This window comes from Cardinium endosymbiont of Philonthus spinipes (assembly GCF_964030745.1).
Taxonomy (GTDB): Bacteria; Bacteroidota; Bacteroidia; order Cytophagales; family Amoebophilaceae; genus Cardinium.
The window spans coordinates 1,059,767-1,078,366 of record NZ_OZ034918.1 but is presented as its reverse complement, the minus strand read 5'-3'; the positions used below and the strand labels follow the sequence as shown (position 1 = coordinate 1,078,366).

Sequence of the window (18,600 nt, the reverse complement as noted above, 5' to 3'; positions counted from 1 at the left end):
GCAAGCGGGCTTCAAACAGACGTACGAAAGACGATTTTCTAATCCGCTGAAAAATATAATGTACTACCATAAGTTTTTTCCAGTAAACAAGGTGTAAAAATCTCTTTTGTACTACCAGAAGCGATTAGCTTATGGTTAAGCAATACTAGCCAATCAAAATACGTATATACAGATCCCAAGTCATGGTGTACAACTACAATTGTTTTTCCCGCTTTTACCATGTTTTTTAACAGTCTAATAACTATTTTCTCTGTAGTAACATCTATACCTGTAAACGGTTCATCCATAAAATATAATTCTGCATCTTGCGCCAATGCTCTGGCTAAAAATACACGTTGCTGTTGCCCACCAGATAGTTCTCCAATTTGTCTCTTAGCAAGGTGTGCCATACCCAACTCCTCTAAACACCGCATAGCTATTGTTCTATCTTTTTTACCAGGCCGTTCAAAAAATCCCAGCCTATTATATCTACCCAACAGTGCAATATCAAACACAGAAGCAGGAAAATCCCAATCTACTGATTCTTTTTGGGGGACATAACTGATGCGCCTTCTTACTTTATCTACAGGCGCTCCTAATAATTTTATTTCACCACTTTGATAAGGAATAAGTCCCATAGCAGCCTTGAGTAAAGTAGATTTACCTGCTCCATTAGGACCTATTATGCCAATAATTTTATGCGGAGGCAATCCAAAACTAACTTTTTCCAGGACAATTTTGCTATTTGCATAGGCTACAGTTAAATCCTTTATGTTTACGATATCGTTTTCTGGCTGCATCATTGCTATTTCAGTGCATTAACAATCGTTGTGGCATTAGCGTATACCATGCCACAATAGGTTCCTTCTACAGTATCAGGTGCGCCCAATGCATCTGAATAGAGATAGCCCCCAACTGCTACCTCATACCCATAGTGGGCACAACCCTCTACTACAGCACGCATAGATCTATCTGAAACAGAGGCTTCAAAAAAAACCGCTTTAATATTTCGTTTTATAATAAGGTCTATAATACGTTTAATATCTTTTAGCCCACATTCAGCTACAGTAGAAACACCTTGTAAACCAACCACCTCTATATCGTATGCCTTGCCAAAGTACCCAAAAGCATCATGTGCAGTGATCAATACACGTTGTTCCTTTGGAATGGATTGGATTTGGGCAGTAACCGACTGATGCAATTGCTCCAGGGCTTCCATATAGGCCAACGTATTACGTTGATAGTAAGCCGCTGATCCAGGTCTTGCCTCTTGGAGTTTTTGACTGATAAAACCAACTACCTGCTTCCACAGTTTTACATCAAACCAAATATGGGGGTCTATGCCAACAGGAAAATGATCCTCGCATAATAATTGTGTGGCATCAAGGGCATCACTCGCTGCATATACCTTCCTTTTTTGGGCAATGTTCTTTAATAGATTATTCATTTTTCCCTCTAGATCAAGACCATTATAAAATATCATATGGGCATGTTCAAGCTGTTGTACATCTTTTTGAGTAGTTTTATAGGTATGAGGGTCTATCCCAGGGCCCATCAGGCTAACGACCTGTGCATGCTCTTTAACAATGTTTTTAATAGCATCTCCCAAGATACCTGTAGTGGTTAAAATAATAAATTTTTCATCGGAAGCAGTATCCCAACAAGAGGATAACATCAAACAAAAAAATAGACAAAAAACCTTATACAAAGTATATACTAAGCATCTAGTATACTTGGTTATCATACAGAACATTATATTGAACACTAATACACCTATTGATACATTATCGTTATAGACTACTGCGTCTTTATTTGAGGAACATAAACCACAAAACTTCTATTCGCAATTGAGTTTTGAATGAGGTCTCAGTTTACAATAGAGCAATGCAAAGCTAACTTTTTCTATATAACTTTACTACGGGTAGGGATATATTATTATCGCTTTACGCTTCATCTCTTATAGATGCTATAGTTATTTTAGTGCATTAACAATCGTTATAGCATTAGCACGGATCATACCACAATAGGTTCCTTCTATAGTATCGGGTGCTCCCAGTGCATCTGAATAGAGATAGCCTCCTACCGCTACCTTATGTCCGTAATGGGCACAACCCTCTAACACAGCCCGCATAGATTTATCTGAAACAGAAGTTTCAAAAAACACCGCTTTAATATTTCGTTTTATAATAAGCGCTACAATACGGTTAATATCTTTTAACCCACATTCAGATACAGTAGAAATTCCTTGTAAACCAACTACCTCTATATCATACGCCTTGCCAAAGTACCCAAAAGCATCATGCGCAGTGATCAATACACGTTGTTTTTTTGGAATGGATTGAATTTGGGTAGCAATCGATTGATGCAATTGCTCTAGCACTTCCATATAAGCCAATGTATTACGTTGATAGTAAGCCGCCGACTCAGGTCTTACCTCTTGGAGTTTTTGACTGATAAAAGCAACTACCTGTTTCCATAGCCTTACATCAAACCAGATATGGGGATCTACGCCAATGGTACCATCGCATAATAGCTGTGTAGTATCGAGTGCATCGCTAACCGGATACACCCATTTCTCTTGGGCCATTTTCTTTAGTAGATTATTCATTTTTCCCTCTAAATCAAGACCATTATAAAATATCATATCAGCATGTTTAAGCTGTTGTACATCTTTTTGAGTAGTTTGATAGGTATGCGGGTCTATACCAGGACCCATTAAGCTGACTACCCGTGCATCGTCTTTTACAATGCTTTTAACAGCATCTCCCAGCATGCCCGTAGTGGTTAAAATAGTAAATGATTCACCCCTAGTATCATCAGAACAGGAAGATAGGCTCAAACAAAAAAACAAATAAACAATCTTATGCTTATTAAGCAAAAGATATCTAATAAAAGTAGTTAGCATACTAAATACCTATAAGGTGATTAAAATGTTATCTGTTATCTTACGAGATATATTAATTTTATACTGGTTATCAATAGTTACATCCATAGATTCATCAAATTGAATTTTTTCAACAACCGTTATTTTAGCTCCTAAATAAATGTTTCTTTTGCCCAGATATTGTAAAAATGGTGCTGAATCATCTTGAATGGCACTTATTATGCCGCTTGAGCCTTCAGATAGATTTGTCATTAATAACCTAGGCTTAGCTATAATGCTTCCATCAGCATTTGGAATCACTATACCATGAGGGTTGCAATATGGGTTACCTAAAAAATTATCCAATCGATCTATCAGTATATCAGAGTCAATATGCTCTAGCTGCTCTGCTATCTCATCTATTTCACTCCATCCAAACTTTAGTTTATCTACTAAGAAAACCTCCCAAAGCAAATGTTTGCGTAAAATCTTTATAGCAGATTGCTTTCCTAGTTCTGTCAAAGTTACACCTTGATATTTTCGGTAAATCACTAGCCCTTTATTATGCAGTTTCTGCATCATATCGGTAATGGATGCAGCACTGGTATGTAAAAACTCTGCCATAGCAGTAGTTGCAACCAATGCGTCTTTCTTTTCCGACAGCATATAAATGGCCTTTAAATAATTCTCCTCTGCATGTGTACGTTTCATAACCAATTAAGTTTAGTTAAAGTTAAATAAATATTTAGACATATCTAAATACCGACAAACAACATTAATTTACAGACCGAACCATCTTCATATTTAGATAGACATAAATAATTATTTAGATAAGACTAAATAATTATTTATAACTAATAATCAATTAAAATATAATTTTTTAAACCGACCTGCTCTATTTAACATCTCTTTTTATACATCAGATTGCTTTTGTATAACACGCTTAGACGAACAAAATAGCAAGCATATCATAATGGGACTCTTTATACTGAAATTTACAAAACACCCAAACCAAACATGACTAAATATTATTCATAACTGGAGTTATTTTAAATCAAAATCAGCAATAAATACATATATTTTAAACAAAAACTTTAAAAAATATAGATAGATATCTCCTGCTTTAAATGGCTATAATTGATTATAAGGCCAAATAAAATTTGGAACTTCATAAATACGCACTCATTATCAATCATATATAAATAACTATACATCTTTTACTTTAATATATAGGGTTTCAAAAAGATGGTCAAATTACTATTGTATAGTATCATCTTTTTTCTTAAAATTGGGGTTAAATGCTTCAGGATTAGGCTGCTTTACATTTACAATGTTAAAATCATGCATACAAAACAGCCACTTATTAACCGGCTTATACTTTACTTTTTTAGGGGGCTATTATTGATTCTTCCACTAGGGGGGACACTCTATTTAATTTCATTCATACTATTTAAAATAGATGGATTTGTTAGCCTTAGCATTCCAGGTTTAGGTATGTTTATTGTAGTGGCTTCTATAACGTTATTGGGCTATATAGGGACTACTTTGTTGGTTAAGTCGGTATTTGGATTTACTGAAGGGCTCATTAAAAAAGTACCATTTATTCGTGCACTCTATTCTTATTTGAAAGATTTTACTTCAACCTTTGTAAGCAGTAAGGGAAAGTTTAATAAGCCTGTTATGGTGCTAACGAATAAAACCACCCAGGTCTATAGGATAGGGTTTATTACAAAAGAGTCTTTAGAAGTGCTTTCCATGCCTAATCATGTAGCAGTTTACCTGCCTAATGCTTATGATTTAGCTGGCATCCTTATTGTTGTTCCCCCAGAGCTGATTACGCCTTTGCATTTGCCTGGATCTGAAGTGATGAAGTTTAATTTTTCTGGAGGGTTGACGCCGCTAAAAAATCCTAATACTAAAGAAGACGCTCCAGATTTAGATGCAACGTTATAATAACGCAAGCATCATGAAAACTAAGGTGGTCGTTTTAAGGAACCTTTTATGGGGCCTATTTTTTTCGTAATATTGCCATACTGCTGGGGTTCATGTAGATCTCAGTTGCTTTTTTATTTTGGGAGGGTTGGCAGAGTGGTTTAATGCAACGGTCTTGAAAACCGTCGTACTTTTAACGGTACCGAGGGTTCGAATCCCTCACCCTCCTCTATAAATTGGATAAGTGGAATGGTTAAACTGCACATACGTATTTATCCATCTAGTACCTTTGATAACTATTATGGTTCATTTATCGTATCTATGCACGCCTCTGGCTTGACCCCTTGTCTCCTTCGATAAAAAGCCTGGCCCGATAGTAAATAGCTGAATCGATATGTTTTTTAGCGGGAAAATCCTGAACTCAGCCCGCTGCGCGTGCTTTAAACAGGCGATTTTCTAATCCGCTTCTAAGAAACTTTATTCTATATTCTATGAAGTTTCTTTTCTCCTTTCCTATTTGGATGCCTATTTTTTCGCCCTATTTTTTGCCTAATTCCTTACTTTGTTTTTTAGCTAATTTAATTGCTTCTTTAAATGTTTTTTGTGTCAAATCAAGTTTTTTGTCAATGCAAGCCTAGTAAAATCACCCTTCCTCCCCTGTTTTCTATTGTAGTCTGCAAGAATCCTATTGTATAATTCAAAAACCTTGTATATATTAATTTTTTAACACTACAACAATACATTTCGTCATTTTACATACCCATGACCTTAATCGTCCTATTTTGGATATTATATAAATCCGCCTTAGTTTTTATTTTTTCTTGCACTGGAAATCAAACAAAAAAGACTTTAAACATATTCCGAACAAGTTATATATTGGATCAGCAAATAAGCAATAAAGCAGCATCAAATCTCCCTGCTGGCAAACGAGCTAGAGTAGCGCTACAAAATTTTTCTTCGGGCGAAGAGGGATCAAGCCAAAATAAAAAAAGGAAACCATCTGAGTATCCACTACCGCCTGATCTAATCCTCAATAAAGAAAGCGCAACTGTTCAAATATCATCAAGCATACGCAATAATCATGTTACCGCTACTGGTACGGAGGTGGTTGCTCCAGCTAATTTGAATAAAAGTCAAAATATATCTATTCAAGACAGTACAATAAAAAACAGATTAAAACATACAATCAACAATGATACTAGCCTCCATAGTACTCCAGACAAGGATACAAAAGAGTGGTTAGACAGTTTTCCCAATACAAAATTTTTTAAATGGTTAAAACTGGAAATCAATAGTGCGCCAAATAGCCAATTATGTAAAAAAATAGTAGCCCAACTTATTGCTTTGCGCAAATTGAAGGTGCCCTCTACGTTCACCAGTAGTATATGCAAACAATGCACGGATCTAGACTGCTATGGTGATTTCCTGAATAAAATTTTGGTAAAATATGAGCCGTCCGGGTATGCACTAACACCTGAACTACAGAAGATATTGCAACATGGTATTAAGCTGAGCAATATATCCAATATGTTAGGTGGATCTGGTCATAAATCCGCTGAAGCATTTGAAGCGTTAATCAATACGCTAACCAATCAGAAAAATCGGAAAAAGCTTAAAAAGTTAAAAGCATTAGGCTTTGAACCAAGCAATCTATCCAGTATGGTAAGTGGATCTGGTCATAAATCCGCTGAAGCATTTGAAGCGTTAATCAATACGCTAACCAATCCGAAAAATCGGGACAAGCTTGAAATGTTAAAAGAATTAGGCTTTGAACCAAGCAATCTATCCAGTATGGTACAGTCACTCTGCGTCATAAATCCGCTGAAGCATTTGCAGCAGTTAATCCATAAGCTAACCGATCAGAAAAATCTGGACAAGCTTGAAATTTTAAAAGAATTAGGCTTTGAAGTAAGAAATCTATCCAGTATGGTACATGGCACTGGTAACAAATCCGCTGAAGTATTTGCAGCAGTTAATCAATAAGCTAACCGATCAGGAATACTGCTGACCAATCTTAAAAAGTTAAAAGAATTAGGGTTTGAAGTAAGCAATCTATCCAGTATGGTAAATGGCGCTGGTAGCAAATCCGCTGAAGCGTTTGAAGTGTTAATTCATAAGCTAAGCGATCAGGAATACTACTGGACCAATCTTAAAAAATTAAAAGACTTAGGGTTTGAAGTAAGCAATCTATCCAGTATGTTAAATAGCGCTGGTAAAAAATCCGCTGAAACATTTGAAGCGTTAATCAATAAGCTAACCAATCCGGAAACTCTGACCAATCTTAAAAAATTAAAAGACTTAGGGTTTGAACCAAGCAATCTATCCAGTATAGTAAATGGCGCTGGTAGCAAATCCGCTGAAGCGTTTGAAGCGTTAATTCATAAGCTAAGCGATGAGAATATACGGGACAATCTTAAAAAATTAAAAGACTTAGGCTTTGAAGTAAGCAATCTATCCAGTATGGTAAATGGCGCTGGTCATAAATCCCCTGAAGCATTTGAGCAGTTAATCAATAAGCTAACCAATAAAGAGAGCTTCTCTAAGCTTGAAACATTACAAGCACAAGGTATTCAGTGTGGTCATTTATCTGCCCTGGTAAGAGGATCAGGTATGAAAGCATTTGATGCATTAAACGATGTAATCAACATACTAACCAACGACAAATATCTTGACACCATAAAAAAGGTTTCTGCTGCTATCTATACCACCCCAGATGTAATCAATAAAAATGATGAAATTTTGGTAAGTAGCAAGGCAAGTAAGCTGCTAAAAGCTATAGGAGATTTGAGAAAACAACCATCTATTAATGACCCAAGCGAACATAGACAATTCAAGAAGTTTTTAACAGATTGCTATGCTAAAGGTAACCATGTAGAGGATAGTCTTTTGGAAGTACAAAGAGTCTCTAATGATGACCCTAGGAAAAGTTTGCATGGACAAGATAAAGTAGTAGCTAAAAAAAAGATAACCAAAGGTACTATACTAGGTATTTATACCGGTATATTGCTATGTGAGGAAGACCCTATCGATCATGCAATTGAGTTTGCTTATTTAGCTACAAAAGGCATTTATGGGGTAAATAAACTAAATAGTTATAGTTTTGGTATCGACCTTGATACATCTGTCCCACTCTATCTGAGTGCATGCGGAAGAGGGAATATCTTAGCCAAGATTAATGCCAATCAGACTTATGATGCTCAATCTAATGATCATCAAGCCAATAAACCCAATGTGTTAGCCTTATGGAATAGTTATGATGGGGTGACACCATTTATATTGTTTTCTGCAACGCAGGATATTCCAGCTAACACAGAACTGTTATTGGATTATGGTCAACTATACTGGTCTGATCATAATGGTAATGATGATGTGTCTAATCCAGATGCCAATGCCTATAGGTCTTGCTTAGCGCAAAAAAAACATTACGTAGGGCAAAGCAACAGTATAATGGTACTGAAATTGTTTAACAAACACAACCCTGACTTATATCAAAAATTAGTAGAATATATAGAAACACCGTGCTTTAGTGCATTAGAAGGTAAAGATAGAATGATAGAATGCAGAAAAATTGATGATGCCAACACAATAGATTATCGTATATACAAACTGCCAGGCGAAGCAGCTATAGGGAAACCATCTCAAGATTATTACTCAATTGACTGGCATCCATCCGTTGGATTGGATGCATTGAACAAATATACTTATCTATTCACGCCTGTGGATCCGCCCCTTATCTCCTTCGATAAACAGTCTGGCCCGATAAGTAAATAGCTTCTAAGAAACTTCATTCATATATTCTATGAAGTTTCTTTGTATCCATTCACGCCTCTGGCTGGCCGCCTTATCTCCTTCGATAAAAAGTCTGGCCCGATAGTAAATAGCTGAATCGATATCTTTTTCAGCGGGAAAATCGTGAACTCAGCCCGCAAGCGGGCTTCAAACAGACGATTTTCCCGCTGAAAAAGATATCGCTCAGGGGTTAGTGTTTTACTAGAGCGCCATTTTTTTATCGAAGGAGACGCGGGGGCTGGTAATGGACTAGCCACTTGTTTTTTCAGCCAAACGTAGCGTATGCGTTTAACGCTATGTCCATAGTAGAAAAATGCCCCTGTAAAAAGTGGGGAAATAGGCCTCATCCCTTGCAGATGATTAGGAAAAACAGATTCCTTTGAAGCCCGCGCAGCGGGCGACTTCTGTTTTTCCATCTGTAAGGGGTGAGGTCCCCCAACTTTTTACCGAGGGCTTGATTTTTTGTCCACTTTTTTATCAAGAAAAAAGTGGAATACAATTCATTATTAACCAGTGACGTGAATAGATACGTTTCTTTTTTGAGTATAACCCACACTGTTGGGTATAACCCGCGGTGTGGGGGGGGGCTAAAAAACATATCGCTCAGGTGTTAGTGTTTTACCAGAGCGCCATTTTTTTATCAAAGGAGACGCGGCGGCTGGTAATGGATTAGCCACTTGCTTTTGCAGAAAAAGGTAGCCATAATAGATAAACCAACCCCTACCAGCAAGCTGGCTACCTTCTTGTATCAAATACCTCAGCAGAAACCGTTTCAGTCACTACAGTTATTTGTTCTTTGATAAAATGGATAGCCCTATCCCTACTCAAGCGATTATGCAATTTAGAATAGTATTGGCTGCCTTCTTGTCCCTGTAGAAAAGAGAGGGTACCTGCATGAAGGGCAGGATCACTAGCTTCTACCTCCAAACCATTATTAGTAGCATAATCAACATAAGCACGCTTGGTTTCATCTACTACATCTGATGGGGTTACTGCTAAATCATTTTGACGCACGATACTACCTAACAGGATTTCCCATTTTAAGTTTTCTTCATGTGTGCGATAGTAGGCTTCCACCTCGTTTGGAGTTGCCTTTGGATTATTCATAAGAAGCCATCTTTTAAGAAAGGTCTCTGGAAGGTCCACTACATTATGCTTACAAAGCTCCGCCCGTAGGTCCTCATAGAATGCATAACGTGCTTCCATCCGTTTATCAAATAAGATAATTTTAGCAATAGCTTCTCTAAATTCATTTTCAGTCCCAGCAACCCCTTCTCCTAATACAATATCGAAAAGTGCAGGCTCAATAGACGCTGGCACAACACGAACAATGCTAGTAACTGTAAAAACAGCTGGCCAAGCAGCGTTATGCCTTTTAAAGGCAGTAAAGGCAGTAAAGCCTACACCTAAAAGGGCAGAAAAGTGATGCGCTAACATCTCTTCTGTTACAGTTACCTGCTGCCCCACACGAAGGCCTAGAAATACTTCCCTGAAATGCTCCGGAATATGCATTATAGAAATACGGATATCCAGACCAACCTCCCCTTTGCTATCTGTAAGCGTTCCATACAACATAGCCTCCGATGTACTCTCCTCAAGATGAATGGCTTGACCATGAACAATCTGTAAGCCTTGCAAAAATTCATCCACTAGTTTAGGGCCAACGCCATCTATTTCAAATTCTGTAATAGCAATATTAGGGCCTAATGCAATGGGCTGTTCTGCCATTAACCCAACTTCATAAGAAAAGGTAAAAGCATGCTGACGCTTAAGATCCATTTCATGCGAAGGGGTTGTACAAAGCGGCTCTATAAAAATAGGAATACGCTCTTTGGCAATATAATCATTTAAAGAAGTTACAGCCACCTTATGCAATGCCTCAGCAAGAATAGAAGCGCCATACATCTTTTTAATAAGATCTGTAGGGACACCTCCCAGTCTGAACCCTTTTAAACGAACATTCTGAGCATAATGCTTGAGCTGCTTCTCAACAAATGGCTTATAATCAGGTTCATCTAACGTAATGGAAATAATCCCATGATTAGGATTAATCTTATTAAACTGAATATCCAAGGTAAAACAGGTTTAAAAGATAAAAGCGAATGCTTAAAAAATATACATAAAAGTACGGATGAAGGGACTCGAACCCCCACACCTCACGGTACTAGATCCTAAGTCTAGCGCGTCTACCGATTCCGCCACATCCGCAGGAAAATAGGAGACAAGAAATGACTCCTCTACAAAAATAGAAAAAACAAGCTTCTCAAACAAATAACTCAAACCTACTGAGCTATGCTGATCAAGAAGCAGCTACTGGGCTACCCTTTTAAGAGAAGCCATCAACATGTACTTCAGCCGAGAAATCAGTTCGTCTTAATTCGTATCCATTGCATAGGGTAGCATTGCTTGTACCGCATAGGGTTTAGATAGGGTGCGATAATGATTCAATATAGGATATGCTTGTGCCAAGCCATCCAATAGCTCCATTTTGACACCATTATGGGCATAGCTTCGCAACTGTTCCAACTTTGTTTTAGGACGAGGCAAATAACAAATACCATACTTTTGGGTTAGCTTTGCTAAAGCAGCAGCTTTAACAATAGCTGCGTCCAGCCCACCTAATTCATCTACTAGGCCGTTACTTTTCGCTGCTACACCCGTATATACCCTACCACCAGCCAATTTTTCTACACAGGCCAAGTCGAGCCCACGTCCATTAGCAACCTTACGCAAAAAATCCGCATAACTTGACTGTAATAATTTACACATCAAATTAGACTCCAACTCAGAAAGCGCTACCCTGGGCGCTAGGCAATCAGCAGAAGGAGCTGTTTTAACCACATCACTATGAATGCCTATTTTATGCATTAGTTCAGTGAAATCAAATAGTAGACCATAAATACCAATCGAACCTGTAATGGTAGTGGGCTGTGCAAAAATATAGTGGCAAGGAGCAGCAATATAATAGCCTCCAGAAGCAGCCACGTTAGACATAGAAGCCACAACTGGCTTAACCGACTTAAGCTCTTCTATAGCCTTCCAGATAATATCTGAAGCGACTACACTACCCCCTGGTGAATTAATACGCAATACGAGTGCCTTTATGGCATTATCTTCTTGAATAGCCTTTAGTGTTTTAACAAATTCATGGGCGCCAACATAACCAGCACTACTGGACCCATCGATGATCGCCCCTTCAGCAACTAGAACAGCAATTTTATCCAACGAATCAGGTGGGGTTTCTACAACACTATATTCCTTATGATTGATAAAAGCAGGTGATTTTAACTTTTCCTTTAACAGTTTTTTAGCATCTGATGCATAGCCTATCCTGGTAATCAAACCAGCACCAAGGGCATCATTAGGCAGTACAGCTGAAAGATTACGAGCATAAGTTTGCAATGCCGAGACCTCTATATTTCTAGCACCACCTATTTTAGTTAAAAAGTGTGCATAAAGCGACTCAAGACATACTTTTCTTTGCGCACTGCTTTCCTCACTCATTTTGGTCAAACAATAAGGCTCCACTGCATCCTTACACGCTCCAATACGAAATATGACTGGCTTTACAGAAACATTTTCAAAAAATTTTGTATAAAAGTTAACTGTTACAGCAAAACCTTGGAATGCTAGGAATCCACTAGGATTTAGTATAATTTCATCTGCCACAGAAGCCAAATAATAAGACTTTTGCGTATATCCATCTCCATATGCAATGATGGTTTTACCCTGTTGCTTAAAGGCCAACAAAGCCTCTCTAATTTCCTCTAAGGAAGCCCATCCGGCATCCAGATAAGAGCAATCTAAATAGATAGCAGAAATACGACTATCCTTGGCTGCTTGCTGAATAGCTCTTTTAGCTACCTTAAAATCTATGACACCTTTCTGGGAGCCAAACAAAGAAACGGGCATCCACTCAACCAAACGCCCCCCCATATTAAATGTTACCACTGAGTTGCTTTCTACTTGTCTAGCATCATTAGTGGTTAATTTTAGGATTCCAAAAATAACTATAAAGCACAAAGCTAATAAAGCGATAAAAAAACCCACAGCAATGGTCAACACCTGCTTAATAAAATACTTTATTTTCATTTTGATTATAAAAAGATGGACGATGTAATAACGTATACTCCCAAAACCAACAAGGAAAGTTTTTTATCTTCTTTTTTAAAGATATGATTTGTACTTGGGTGGGCGTGGGCCTGCGCGGACTTGAACCGCGGACCTCTACATTATCAGTGTAGCGCTCTAACCAGCTGAGCTACAGGCCCTAAAATCTATAACTTTCTATGACTACCTGCCATATTAACACGGAGTAAAAAAATATATTTATTAAGCTAGCAAACCACTGCCACCACCATTTGCATGGGAAAGGCTACTACTCCATAGCAAACAGGCTGCTTATCGACTGCAAAACAGTTAGGCTGTTTAACACAGCTAAATTACGCATATATTCTGTATATACCCAACAAATAGCTGCAAGAAATCTTTATTTTGATCCACTTTAAGATCATAAGCAATGCGGAACAATCTTTTCATCCATAGGAAATTCTAACTTTAAGTGTAGATTTGTAGCGACTAATTCAGCAACCTAGAAATTTCATATTTATTGTATGTTACAAATTGGAGATTGTGTATTGGGTGATTTTCCACTTTTATTGGCGCCCATGGAAGATGTGAGCGATCCTCCTTTTCGTGCTATATGCAAAGCACATGGTGCAGATCTAATGTATACAGAGTTTATTTCTTCAGAAGGGTTGATTAGGGATGCTACCAAAAGCGTAAAAAAATTAGAAATATATGAAGAGGAGCGCCCCATTGGGATACAAATATTTGGCGATGTAATAGAGGTGATGCGAGAAGCAGCGACTATTGTAGAAAGCGCGCAACCCACTTTATTGGATATCAACTATGGTTGTCCTGTTAAGCAGGTTGCTTGCAAAGGGGCAGGTGCTGGTATTTTACTAGATCTTCCTAAAATGCAGGCTATGGCTGGAGAAATTGTCAAACAAGTCTCCATTCCTGTTACGGTCAAAACACGCTTAGGATGGGACCATAACTCTATTAAAATTTTAGAAGTAGTGCAACGGCTTCAAGATGTTGGGGTGCAGGCCGTAACCATTCATGGAAGAACCCGGCAACAAATGTATAAAGGGTCAGCAGACTGGAGCTATATTGCCTCGGTAAAAGCAGATCCCAGTATTCACATTCCCATTTTTGGAAATGGAGACATCGACAGCCCTGCTAAGGCCATTGCCTATAAAAATAAATATGGAGTGGATGGCATTATGGTTGGCCGTGCCAGCATTGGTTATCCTTGGATTTTCCGAGAGATCAAACACTATCATGCAACAGGCAACCTACTGCCCCCTCCTACCCTAACAGAAAGGATTGAAACGGTCAAAAAACATTTGGTGCATGCCATACAATGGAAAGGCGAACGAACAGGCATACTAGAAATGAGGCGCCACTATACCAATTACTTTAGAGGTATAGTGGGCATAAAAGCATACCGATCCAGCTTGGTAACGGCTACTTCCTATACAGCCATATGCGATCTTTTAGATGAAATCATGCAAAACGAGGGCTAGTTTTTGCCAGTACTACCATGCCCTCCCACTCCCCTAGCCGTTTGGTCTAAAACCGGTACTACCTTCCAGCAAACCGATGCATATTTAGCGACAACCAGCTGTGCAATTCTATCCCCATCGTGCACTACAAAGGATTGATCAGAGAGGTTGATAAGTAATACTTTTATTTCTCCTCTATAATCTGCATCAACGGTTCCAGGGCTATTTAATACTGTAATTCCATGATGCAATGCCAAGCCGCTACGTGGTCTTACTTGTGCCTCATATCCCTCTGGTAAAGCAATAGAGATACCGGTAGCAATGAGTAGCCTCTGGCCAGCAGCCAACGAAATAGGATTAGGCGTAAAAGCACGCAAATCCATACCGCTAGCCCCCAATGTAGCATAAGCAGGCAGTGGGTGGTGTGATTGGTTTATAATTTGAACTTCCATATATATAAATCATTTATAAAATGTTACTTTTTGCACAGGGCTTGATTTTTTACTTACTTCTTTATCAAGCAAAAAGTAAGATACAAACTCCTTATTGCACAATAGCTTCAAACTGGCTTGCAAAGGCAAGTAGTTTGGCTTCTTCAAAGTAGTTACCAATCACTTGTATACCAATAGGCAAATTCTTTTGGTCCACTCCATTTGGTAAAGAAATAGCCGGTAAGCCAGCTACAGATGCCAGCACGGTATAGAGATCACCCCAATACATGGACAATGGATTACTTGCAAAACTATTTACCTTAAAAGCGGTAGTAGTAGTGGTAGGCAATATGATAAAATCATAATGGTTCAAGATATCTTGCATGGCTTTTTTAATCATATTACGCACCTTTAATGCCTTGACATAGTGCGTTTCACATTGAGAATCGCTCAATACAAAGGCACCTAACATAATCCGCTTTTTCACCTCCTTAGCAAATCCTTCCGTTCTTGATTTGGTATAGACCTCTTCCAGCGTAGTAGCATGGCTACTTCGATAACCGTAACGAATGCCATCAAAACGGGCCAAATTGGTACTTGCTTCGGCATTTACCAATATATAGTACGTAGGCAGTGCATATGTAAGTAGCTCAAAGTGAACATTATCTACCTGGTTCCCTGCTTTCTTTAAAAGTTCCAAGCTACGCAATGTATGTTCCTTTATTTCTGGTTGTAACCCTCCATTGCTTAGGGTTCCCGCTAAGCAAGCCACTTTATAAGGTCCTGGGTGATCCAACGCACTGGTATAACAGGGCACCTCTTTGGCAGCTGCAGTATCATCAAATGCATCAGGGCCAGCTATTACCTCCAGTACACTGGCACAGTCTGCTACTGTATGGGCAAAGATACCAGCCGTATCGAAAGAAGAAGCATAAGCTACTAGCCCATGTCTAGAAATCCTGCCATAAGAGGGTTTGAGGCCTACAAGGCCACAAAATGCAGCAGGCTGCCTAACAGACCCACCTGTATCAGTTCCAATAGAGACATGACACATTTTTGCTTTTACAGCTGCTGCAGATCCACCCGAAGAACCACCTGCGACCCTTGTTTTATCTAAAGGATTGAGTACAGTACCAAAATAGTCATTTTCTGAAGAGGAACCCATGCCAAACTCATCACAATTCTGATGGCCAATAATCAATGCATCAGCTGCCAAAAGTCGCTCTGTCACTGTTGCATCAAATGGCGAGATATAATTGGTCAAAATTTTACTGCCAGCCTGTAGGGGATGGTCTTTATAGGCAACCATATCCTTCAAGCCAATAACCATTCCAGCCAATGCCCCCCCCTTATCTGCTTTTATTTTCTGGTTGACTACCTCAGCCTGTTCTACTATTTCTTGATCATAAATATTTACAAAAGCATTCAAGTCTTTTTGGGTATGGATATGTTGCAAGAACTGCCTAACTACTTCTATAGAAGTAACTTTTTGTGATGCAAGTAAGGGACGAAGTGCATTAAAAGAATAAGGATGGCAAAGCATATATACAATATTATAAAGATTAAGATGGTTGGAAATGAATATCTTTTTTCAGGCCTTTGTAACCTGTGAGTTCTATTTCTACTGCACCTACTACTAGGTTAACCTTTAATTTGATCGGCACTTTATTAACATCATCCGAAACATATGCTTCCACCGGGCGCGAACCGGAAAATATACTATCCTGAATAGGTACCAAAGGTGCAAAAACCAACGCTGATGTTTTGCCTAGTTTAGTAGTAATGGTTTTTTTTCCAAGAAATAGAATCGCTACATCTTCATAGAGCTGCTGGTCATGTAAAACCGTTAGGACAATCTTATCACCTGGTTTTAACTTTGTAGTATCAATGGAGCGCAACCCATAGTAGCCACCGATCAGATCTTTAATGGTTTTTGTACTCGGAATGGGATGATAGGTAACTTCATGCTCCATATTACGGGTACTTTCAGCTACGTTAATCGTAGCTTTTTGCGCTTGATAATCAAAGTCAACCTGTTCTTTTCTTACATAACCATTTTCCTGAAGGTGGGTCACACATCTATGTGGTCGCAATGCATTGGCACAATCTACATCTAAATAACTTTCCCATGTATCCAACACTTTAAAGCCTAGAATGCCTAATGCAGCACTTGAAGTACCTTGTACTTGAATCTTATAGCAAACATGCTCATTGAGCTGATGCAATTCCTCATCCACATACATAGTGGCTGTACCAGCATGTATAAAGCTATAGTATACTTGATACTCGAGCCATTCTCCTCGAAGAAAAGGAGGTACTACTCCACTCGCAGTTTTAGCCTGTGTACTGCTTAAAAAAGCACCCATGAAACAACAGAAAAACAACTTTTTAAAGTATTGTACTACCAGCATAAGTATCAGAAAATATTAAAACAATTCAAAATGCAGCAACTATTATAGCCTCTAAATCTACAATAAAAAAAGCACCTGGCCAAATCACTCCTTCGTATAGGCGCCCTGTCCGTCCACCTATTCATAAAAAAATATGGGCTGGAAATAGGAAAAAAAAGGAGAAAAAACTATATTGGTCAAATCTTCACCAGACCTCTTTTGAGGATTCAGTAACACCAAGATTATATATAAACCACGAAAACCGCACCAAGCGGGTATAATGATTGATTATATTACTATTACAAAAATGAATTTGAAAAAATATTTTAGCCATAGTGTTGCGCTACTTCTTGTCTGTGGAGCCAAATGTGACAGTGGATACATAGATCAAGACAAAGAGGGTTATTATACACAGAACCCCTATGAGCTGAACGAACGCACATTGCTAAAAGATACCATGACGATATTGCCAACCGATGTCATTACCAAGTTGAGCAAAAAACTAGCAACTAACGCCCCTAAATGGCTAATAACTGGTACAGAAAAACAGCCATATGCCATCTGGAAGGAATTTTTTGCAGAAATACCAGCAAAAATAGTAGCAACTCTAAAAGAAAAAGGACACAATACCCTACCTTTAGAAGACTACTATGGTAAATTGGGCCTCCTATTTAAAACAGCTACAGCCACAAATGAAAAAGAGCTTATAGTAGCAGCCCAAAAACTCCAAGCTGATGCCAACCTAATGCAGGCATTTGAAAAATGCATAATAGAAAGGCATAATAAGCCAGGAACTATTTATCTGAATAAGCCGACACTAGCATACCAAGAATTGCTCTGTTTTATTTTAGAAAAAACCAATAAACTGCATATTAGTCTAAAAAAGTTGTGTTTGAATCTAAAAAAATGGGCGGAAGACGGCCATCCAACTGGCTGGGCGCTATGGAACAATATTCAGAACAAGCACAAAGAGCAACTAAAGTGTTCTCAGTTATATAAATATACAAAGAACCGACAAGTCATTAAGGAGAGTTTAAACCTGGTCGATCAATTGGCAAATGCTCCATATAGTTTAAGCTATAAGGATTTCTTAGAGATATTACCATATGGAATAAAGCAATTGAAAGATATTTTATACGAAGTAAGGTTAGAAGAAGATGATGATATAAAATTACTAAAAACCTATCTTGGCATTGTATCAAGTATAGGTTAAAGCAAAAAGAGCACGAAATTAAAACGATAAACTTGAATGAAGTCGTTATGCAATTACGAAATTTTTTTCTTTATGGGCTAATCTCGGCATCAGCTATAGCAATTGGTTATATAATCCTTACATATACCACTCCGAAAGTTAGCCATTCCCAGGAGTCAAAGAACAATCATAAAACAGATGCTACCCTCTATGCACACGAAATAGATGAAGCATATAAAACCTTAGGGATTCATAAACATGCCTCATATGAAGAGGCAAGGCAGGCTTTCAATAAACTAGCTAGAAAGTATCATCCAGATAAGAACCTAGAAAAACAGCACAATTGTGCTGCTGAATTCGATAAAGTAAAAAAAGCATGGGATTTAATAGGACCACGCCTAAAGCGTCACCAACCCGATTAACACTGCACCAGAAAGCCGACAAAAGGCCATGC

The 18,600-nt window shown here is 38.3% G+C and carries 17 protein-coding genes and 3 tRNA genes; 7 read left to right on the top strand and 13 right to left on the bottom strand.

The window, feature by feature from the left end:
* Window positions 1–38: 38 nt before the first annotated feature.
* The 4 genes from AAHM81_RS04600 to AAHM81_RS04585 form a co-directional block, all read right to left on the bottom strand.
* Window positions 39–782 (bottom strand): metal ABC transporter ATP-binding protein, encoded by a 744-nt coding sequence (locus AAHM81_RS04600; RefSeq protein ID WP_342265319.1) that lies wholly within the window; start codon window positions 780–782, stop codon window positions 39–41.
* A 2-nt stretch (window positions 783–784) separates the two neighbouring features.
* A complete protein-coding gene (locus AAHM81_RS04595) occupies window positions 785–1,654 on the bottom strand; it encodes a metal ABC transporter solute-binding protein, Zn/Mn family (RefSeq protein ID WP_342265318.1) in 870 nt (289 codons plus the stop codon).
* A gap of 297 nt (window positions 1,655–1,951) precedes the next feature.
* Window positions 1,952–2,884, bottom strand: coding sequence for a metal ABC transporter solute-binding protein, Zn/Mn family (locus AAHM81_RS04590; RefSeq protein WP_342265317.1), 933 nt, complete (start codon window positions 2,882–2,884; stop codon window positions 1,952–1,954).
* Between the two features lie 9 nt (window positions 2,885–2,893).
* Window positions 2,894–3,553 carry a metal-dependent transcriptional regulator gene (locus tag AAHM81_RS04585; protein ID WP_342265316.1) on the bottom strand — a complete coding sequence of 220 codons (660 nt, stop codon included), beginning with the start codon at window positions 3,551–3,553 and terminating at the stop codon, window positions 2,894–2,896.
* A gap of 630 nt (window positions 3,554–4,183) precedes the next feature.
* On the opposite strand from AAHM81_RS04585, the gene AAHM81_RS04580 reads away from it, so the two are divergent.
* From AAHM81_RS04580 to AAHM81_RS04565, 4 genes are all read left to right on the top strand, one after another.
* Entirely contained in the window at window positions 4,184–4,795 is a 612-nt protein-coding gene (locus tag AAHM81_RS04580; protein ID WP_342265315.1) for a DUF502 domain-containing protein, read from the top strand.
* A gap of 121 nt (window positions 4,796–4,916) precedes the next feature.
* Window positions 4,917–5,003: transfer RNA gene (locus AAHM81_RS04575), tRNA-Ser, on the top strand.
* Between the two features lie 533 nt (window positions 5,004–5,536).
* A complete protein-coding gene (locus tag AAHM81_RS04570) occupies window positions 5,537–6,757 on the top strand; it encodes a hypothetical protein (RefSeq protein WP_342265314.1) in 1,221 nt (406 codons plus the stop codon).
* Window positions 6,758–6,835: 78 nt separating this feature from the next.
* A complete protein-coding gene (locus AAHM81_RS04565) occupies window positions 6,836–8,545 on the top strand; it encodes an SET domain-containing protein-lysine N-methyltransferase (protein ID WP_342265313.1) in 1,710 nt (569 codons plus the stop codon).
* Between the two features lie 26 nt (window positions 8,546–8,571).
* Here AAHM81_RS04565 and AAHM81_RS04560 read toward each other — a convergent pair whose 3' ends face one another.
* The 6 genes from AAHM81_RS04560 to AAHM81_RS04535 all read right to left on the bottom strand — a co-directional run bounded on the left by AAHM81_RS04560 (window position 8,572) and on the right by AAHM81_RS04535 (window position 12,834).
* Window positions 8,572–8,979, bottom strand: a complete 408-nt coding sequence (locus AAHM81_RS04560) for a hypothetical protein (protein ID WP_342265312.1) — start codon at window positions 8,977–8,979, stop codon at window positions 8,572–8,574.
* A 171-nt stretch (window positions 8,980–9,150) separates the two neighbouring features.
* Window positions 9,151–9,315, bottom strand: coding sequence for a hypothetical protein (locus AAHM81_RS04555; protein WP_342265311.1), 165 nt, complete (start codon window positions 9,313–9,315; stop codon window positions 9,151–9,153).
* Window positions 9,299–10,636 carry a trigger factor gene (locus AAHM81_RS04550; RefSeq protein ID WP_342265310.1) on the bottom strand — a complete coding sequence of 446 codons (1,338 nt, stop codon included), beginning with the start codon at window positions 10,634–10,636 and terminating at the stop codon, window positions 9,299–9,301. The genes AAHM81_RS04555 and AAHM81_RS04550 overlap by 17 nt, the downstream gene beginning before the upstream one ends.
* 53 nt (window positions 10,637–10,689) lie before the next feature.
* A tRNA-Leu gene (locus AAHM81_RS04545) sits at window positions 10,690–10,771 on the bottom strand.
* A 165-nt stretch (window positions 10,772–10,936) separates the two neighbouring features.
* Window positions 10,937–12,655 (bottom strand): signal peptide peptidase SppA, encoded by a 1,719-nt coding sequence (gene sppA / locus AAHM81_RS04540; protein ID WP_342265309.1) that lies wholly within the window; start codon window positions 12,653–12,655, stop codon window positions 10,937–10,939.
* 105 nt (window positions 12,656–12,760) lie between these two features.
* Window positions 12,761–12,834: transfer RNA gene (locus AAHM81_RS04535), tRNA-Ile, on the bottom strand.
* A gap of 342 nt (window positions 12,835–13,176) precedes the next feature.
* On the opposite strand from AAHM81_RS04535, the gene dusB reads away from it, so the two are divergent.
* Entirely contained in the window at window positions 13,177–14,154 is a 978-nt protein-coding gene (gene dusB / locus AAHM81_RS04530; protein ID WP_342265308.1) for a tRNA dihydrouridine synthase DusB, read from the top strand.
* On the opposite strand, the gene dut is transcribed toward dusB, so the two are convergent.
* From dut to AAHM81_RS04515, 3 genes are all read right to left on the bottom strand, one after another.
* The gene (dut, locus tag AAHM81_RS04525; protein ID WP_342265307.1) at window positions 14,151–14,585 is read right to left on the bottom strand and encodes a dUTP diphosphatase; all 435 of its coding nucleotides are present in this window, start codon (window positions 14,583–14,585) and stop codon (window positions 14,151–14,153) included. The two genes, dusB and dut, sit on opposite strands and share 4 nt — an antisense overlap.
* A gap of 91 nt (window positions 14,586–14,676) precedes the next feature.
* The gene (gene gatA / locus AAHM81_RS04520) at window positions 14,677–16,107 is read right to left on the bottom strand and encodes an Asp-tRNA(Asn)/Glu-tRNA(Gln) amidotransferase subunit GatA (protein ID WP_342265306.1); all 1,431 of its coding nucleotides are present in this window, start codon (window positions 16,105–16,107) and stop codon (window positions 14,677–14,679) included.
* A 19-nt stretch (window positions 16,108–16,126) separates the two neighbouring features.
* Window positions 16,127–16,975: a DUF3108 domain-containing protein gene (locus tag AAHM81_RS04515; protein ID WP_342265305.1), complete on the bottom strand. Its 849-nt coding sequence runs from the start codon at window positions 16,973–16,975 to the stop codon at window positions 16,127–16,129.
* Between the two features lie 286 nt (window positions 16,976–17,261).
* Between AAHM81_RS04515 and AAHM81_RS04510 the strand changes: the two genes are divergently transcribed.
* Both AAHM81_RS04510 and AAHM81_RS04505 read left to right on the top strand, forming a co-directional pair.
* The gene (locus AAHM81_RS04510; RefSeq protein WP_342265304.1) at window positions 17,262–18,167 is read left to right on the top strand and encodes a hypothetical protein; all 906 of its coding nucleotides are present in this window, start codon (window positions 17,262–17,264) and stop codon (window positions 18,165–18,167) included.
* A 47-nt stretch (window positions 18,168–18,214) separates the two neighbouring features.
* On the top strand, window positions 18,215–18,568 hold the full coding sequence (locus AAHM81_RS04505) for a DnaJ domain-containing protein (RefSeq protein WP_342265303.1): 354 nt from the start codon (window positions 18,215–18,217) through the stop codon (window positions 18,566–18,568).
* Window positions 18,569–18,600 lie beyond the last annotated feature (32 nt).

Excerpts from the sequence above, each read along its gene's own strand:
- AAHM81_RS04600 (WP_342265319.1), bottom strand. The coding sequence starts at position 782 with ATGATGCAGCCAGAAAACGATATCGTAAACATAAAGGATTTAACTGTA.
- AAHM81_RS04595 (WP_342265318.1), bottom strand. The coding sequence starts at position 1,654 with ATGTTATCCTCTTGTTGGGATACTGCTTCCGATGAAAAATTTATTATT.
- AAHM81_RS04590 (WP_342265317.1), bottom strand. The coding sequence starts at position 2,884 with ATGCTAACTACTTTTATTAGATATCTTTTGCTTAATAAGCATAAGATT.
- AAHM81_RS04585 (WP_342265316.1), bottom strand. The coding sequence starts at position 3,553 with ATGAAACGTACACATGCAGAGGAGAATTATTTAAAGGCCATTTATATG.
- AAHM81_RS04580 (WP_342265315.1), top strand. The coding sequence starts at position 4,184 with ATGCATACAAAACAGCCACTTATTAACCGGCTTATACTTTACTTTTTT.
- AAHM81_RS04570 (WP_342265314.1), top strand. The coding sequence starts at position 5,537 with ATGACCTTAATCGTCCTATTTTGGATATTATATAAATCCGCCTTAGTT.
- AAHM81_RS04565 (WP_342265313.1), top strand. The coding sequence starts at position 6,836 with ATGGTAAATGGCGCTGGTAGCAAATCCGCTGAAGCGTTTGAAGTGTTA.
- AAHM81_RS04560 (WP_342265312.1), bottom strand. The coding sequence starts at position 8,979 with ATGGAAAAACAGAAGTCGCCCGCTGCGCGGGCTTCAAAGGAATCTGTT.
- sppA (WP_342265309.1), bottom strand. The coding sequence starts at position 12,655 with ATGAAAATAAAGTATTTTATTAAGCAGGTGTTGACCATTGCTGTGGGT.
- dusB (WP_342265308.1), top strand. The coding sequence starts at position 13,177 with ATGTTACAAATTGGAGATTGTGTATTGGGTGATTTTCCACTTTTATTG.
- dut (WP_342265307.1), bottom strand. The coding sequence starts at position 14,585 with ATGGAAGTTCAAATTATAAACCAATCACACCACCCACTGCCTGCTTAT.
- gatA (WP_342265306.1), bottom strand. The coding sequence starts at position 16,107 with ATGCTTTGCCATCCTTATTCTTTTAATGCACTTCGTCCCTTACTTGCA.
- AAHM81_RS04515 (WP_342265305.1), bottom strand. The coding sequence starts at position 16,975 with ATGCTGGTAGTACAATACTTTAAAAAGTTGTTTTTCTGTTGTTTCATG.
- AAHM81_RS04510 (WP_342265304.1), top strand. The coding sequence starts at position 17,262 with ATGAATTTGAAAAAATATTTTAGCCATAGTGTTGCGCTACTTCTTGTC.
- AAHM81_RS04505 (WP_342265303.1), top strand. The coding sequence starts at position 18,215 with ATGCAATTACGAAATTTTTTTCTTTATGGGCTAATCTCGGCATCAGCT.